The 4,094-nt window shown below is 66.3% G+C and carries 4 protein-coding genes; 2 read left to right on the top strand and 2 right to left on the bottom strand.

Going from position 1 to position 4,094, the window contains the following annotated elements:
• Both P8Y64_13840 and ald read right to left on the bottom strand, forming a co-directional pair.
• Positions 1-1,559: DNA translocase FtsK 4TM domain-containing protein (locus P8Y64_13840; GenBank protein ID MEJ2061539.1), on the bottom strand; the 1,559-nt coding region annotated here is incomplete at its 3' end.
• A 40-nt stretch (positions 1,560-1,599) separates the two neighbouring features.
• The gene (gene ald / locus P8Y64_13835) at positions 1,600-2,670 is read right to left on the bottom strand and encodes an alanine dehydrogenase (GenBank protein MEJ2061538.1); all 1,071 of its coding nucleotides are present in this window, start codon (positions 2,668-2,670) and stop codon (positions 1,600-1,602) included.
• A 156-nt stretch (positions 2,671-2,826) separates the two neighbouring features.
• Between ald and trxB the strand changes: the two genes are divergently transcribed.
• Entirely contained in the window at positions 2,827-3,783 is a 957-nt protein-coding gene (gene trxB, locus P8Y64_13830) for a thioredoxin-disulfide reductase (protein ID MEJ2061537.1), read from the top strand.
• 27 nt (positions 3,784-3,810) lie between these two features.
• The coding region (locus P8Y64_13825) for a peptidogalycan biosysnthesis protein (protein MEJ2061536.1) at positions 3,811-4,094 on the top strand (284 nt) is incomplete at its 3' end.

Below are 4,094 nucleotides of genomic sequence, written 5' to 3'. Positions count from 1 at the left end.
TCCTTGATCTTGCGGTTGTAGCCGGCGATATTGCGCACGCCCAGCATGGACATCAGCTTGTAGCGGCGCTCCATCTCGGCCACGCACCAGCGCAGCGCGTTGGCGGAATCCTTCATGTCCGTCACCACCGGCGCCAGCAGATGCGGAATGTCCTGGTACACGCTGAGTTCCAGCATCTTGGGATCGATCAGGATCAGGCGCACATCCGACGGCTTGGCCTTGTACAGCAGGCTGAGCAGCATGGCGTTCACGGCCACCGATTTGCCCGAGCCGGTGGTGCCCGCCACCAGCAGGTGCGGCATGCGCGCCAGGTCGGCGTACACCGACTGGCCGCCGATGTCCTTGCCCAGCGCCAGGGTCAGGCAGGAGGACTGTTTTTCGTATTCGCGGGTCTGCAGGACCTCGCTCAGGCGCACGGTCTCGCGCGTCTCGTTGGGGATCTCCAGGCCGATGGTGGACTTGCCCGGTATGACCTCCACGATACGCACGCTGATCACGGACAGGGCGCGCGCCAGGTCCTTGGCGAGATTGGCGATCTTGCTGACCTTGAGGCCGGGCGCCGGCTGCAGCTCGAAGCGGGTGATCACCGGGCCGGGATGGACGGCCACCACCTCGACCTCCACCCCGAAGTCGAGCAGCTTGAGCTCCACCAGCCGGGAAAGCGCCGTCAGGGTCTCCTCGGAATAGCCGCCCTTGCTCTCCTCGGGCGCGTCCAGCAGCGCCAGCGGCGGCAGCCCGCCGCCCGTGCTCTTGTCCTTGAACAACGGAATCTGTTTTTCCTTCTGGGCCCGTTCGCTGGGTTTGGGCGTGGTCACCACCGGCTCGATGCGCACCGGCTGCTGGCGCTTGCTGACGCGCGCCTTTTCCGCCTTGACCACCGTCTCGCGCTCGACGCGCGCCAGCTTGCTGATCTTGCGCTCGCGCAGCTCGCCCACCCGCCGGCGAATCCAGGCCAGGGAAGCCAGCGTGTAGCGGCCCAGCAGATCCATCAGCGACAGCCAGGACAGGCCGGTGAACAGGGTGAAGCCGGCGACAAAACCGGCCAGCAGCAGCACCGTGGTGCCGACCAGACTGAACGGACGCAGCAGCCCGCCGCCGACCACCTGGCCCAGGATGCCGCCGGCGCTCGCGCCGAGGGGCAGGTTGGCGGGCAGGAAATGCAGGGTCGCCAGGCCGCAGCCGGTGATCACCGTAATGAAGAATCCCGCCCAGCGGATGCCGAGGGTGCGGAAATCGATGTCGTTGCTGTCCTCGCGGGTGCGGTTCACCAGGAACCCGCTGAAGCCCACCATCACGGGGGCCAGGTAGGCCAGATAGCCGAACAGGTACAGCAGCACGTCGGCGAACCAGGCCCCCACGCGGCCGCCCAGATTCTGAACCTTGAGATTGGAGCCCGTATGCGACCAGCCGGGGTCGCCGGGATGGTAGGTCACCAGCGCCAGCAGCAGGTACGCGGCCACGGCAAGCAGGACGAGCAGGGCCGCCTCGCGCAAGCCCTTGCCGACATGCACGCTGAGCGGTCTCGCGGGAGACGCCGATTTACGGGAAGCCTGAGCCACAGGTGACCTACTTTATCAAGAAAATGAGTTAACGCCTTGATTATACATGCTCGAACTCGGCTGCTACAGCCGGGTTCACGAATGCGCCGTCCGCCACGTTGACGCCCGATTCGAGCGCCGGATCGTCCTCCCAGGCGGTTTCGGCGAGGCGGCGCACATAGGGTAACAGAACCGCGGCCAGCGCCTGCGTCGCGGTACGCGGCACCCCGCCCGGCATGTTGGTCACGCAAAAGTGCAGCACGCCGTTCCGGGTGTAAACCGGGTCATCATAAGTCGTGGGGCGCGTGGTGGCGATGCACCCGCCCTGGTCGACCGAAATGTCGGCAATCACGCTGCCGGCCTGCATTGCCGCAACCTGATCCTCGCCGACCAGACGCGGGGTTTGCCGGCCCGGCACCAGCACCGCGCCGACCAGCAGGTCGGCCGTGCGCACCGCGCGGTCGATCGCGGCGGCGCTGCTGTGAAGGGCTGTGACGTTGGGGCCCAGCTCGCGCATCCGCTCCAGCCGCTCGACGCGCAGGTCGAACACCGTTACCTCGGCGCCCAGCGCTGCCGCCTGCGTCACCGCGGAGGTTCCCGCGGTGCCGGCGCCCAGCACCACCACCCGCCCGCGTTCGGTGCCGGTGACGCCGCCCAGCAGGATGCCGCGGCCACCCAGCGGCCGGTGCAGCAGATGCGCCCCGACCTGCACGGCCAGATGCCCGGCGATCTCGCTCATGGGCGCGAGCAGCGGCAGGCGGCCGTTTTCAGAGACGGTTTCGAAGGCGACGGCGGTCAGGCCGATCCGGCGCAGACGTTCGGCCAGATCGCGGTTCGCGGCCAGATGAAGAAAGCAGAACAGCAGGTGATCGGGTCGCAGCAGTTCGAGCTCGGCCGTCTGCGGTTCCTTCACCTTCACCACCAGTTCAGATTCGCCGTACAGGGCCGCCGCGTCGGGCACCAGGCGCGCGCCCACCCGGGCGTATTCGGCATCGGCACAGCCGCTGCTGACGCCCGCACCGGCCTGCACCAGGACCTCGTGACCCGCGCCGCACAGCTCGGAGCAGGCCTCCGGCGTCAGCGCGACACGACCTTCCAGTGGTTTGATTTCAGTGGGAATCCCAATGCGCATAATCGCCCGCCAGGAAGCGCGGGAAATGGCCCTGCCGCCGCGCGGTGTTCTTTACCCTGCCAGGTCGAGCCCTTACCATTAGTGCCCTTCCCAGCGGCTTCCCCTCCGGCGCTTCGGCCATCCGGCGCCGGCGATCATCAACAGGAGCAAGTATACATGAGCGACCCCAAGCACTGCCGGCTTCTGATCCTCGGTTCCGGCCCCGCAGGCTATACCGCCGCCGTTTACGCGGCGCGCGCCAATCTCCAGCCTGTGCTGGTTACCGGACTGGAACAGGGCGGGCAGCTCATGACCACCACCGACGTGGACAACTGGCCCGGCGACAATGACGGCGTGATGGGGCCCGACCTGATGGAGCGCATGCGCAAGCATGCCGAGCGCTTCGAAACGGAGATCATCTTCGACCACATCCACCTGGTCGAACTCGACCAGCGCCCCTTCAAGCTGACCGGCGACAGCGGTACCTACACCTGCGACGCGCTGATCATCGCCACCGGCGCCTCGGCCATGTATCTTGGCCTGGAATCGGAAACCCATTACAAGGGCAAGGGCGTATCCGCCTGCGCGACCTGCGACGGCTTTTTCTATCGCAACCAGAAGGTCGCGGTGATCGGCGGCGGCAACACCGCGGTCGAGGAGGCCCTGTACCTGTCCAACATCGCCAGCGAGGTCTACCTGGTGCATCGCCGCGACCAGCTGCGTGCCGAGAAGATCCTGCAGTCGCAGCTCCTGGAAAAGGCGCGCAACGGCAACATCAAGCTGGTCTGGAACCACACCCTCGACGAGGTCCTGGGCGACGACAGCGGCGTGACCGGCATGCGCGTGCGCAGCACCCTGGACGACAGCACGCAGGATATCGACGTGCACGGTGTCTTCATCGCCATAGGGCACCGCCCCAACACCCAGATCTTCGAAGGCCAGCTGGAAATGAAGGGCGGCTACATCAAGGTGAAGAGCGGCAACGACGGCGGTGCGACCGCCGCCAGCGTGCCGGGCGTATTCGCCGCCGGCGACGTCATGGACCACGTCTATCGCCAGGCCATCACCTCGGCCGGCACCGGCTGCATGGCTGCATTGGATGCGGAACGCTACCTCGAAGAAAATAAGGACTGAGTTCGGCCGGCCAGGACGGCCACGGCAATGAACCTATTGCACTACTCCGTCATTCAAAGCCTGGAAGACGTCGATCCCGACGAGTGGAACGCGCTCGGCGGGATCGACAATCCCTTCGTCAGCTACGAATTTCTCGCCGCGCTGGAACGCCACGATTGCGTCGGCGAAACCTTCGGCTGGTATCCGCACTTCGTCGTCGGACACGACGAAGCAGGTCACCTGCGCGCGGCCATGCCGATGTACGCCAAGAACAATTCCTACGGCGAGTTCGTCTTCGACTGGTCCTGGGCGGACGCCTGGGAACGCAACGG

The sequence above is a fragment of the Gammaproteobacteria bacterium genome (assembly GCA_037388465.1).
Lineage (GTDB): Bacteria > Pseudomonadota > Gammaproteobacteria > SpSt-1174 > SpSt-1174 > JARRKE01.
The sequence above is the reverse complement of the archived record's forward strand: the minus strand, read 5'-3'. Positions and strand labels throughout refer to the sequence as shown.

Coding starts and splice junctions, on each gene's coding strand:
- trxB (MEJ2061537.1), top strand. CDS start 2,827: ATGAGCGACCCCAAGCACTGCCGGCTTCTGATCCTCGGTTCCGGCCCC.
- ald (MEJ2061538.1), bottom strand. CDS start 2,670: ATGCGCATTGGGATTCCCACTGAAATCAAACCACTGGAAGGTCGTGTC.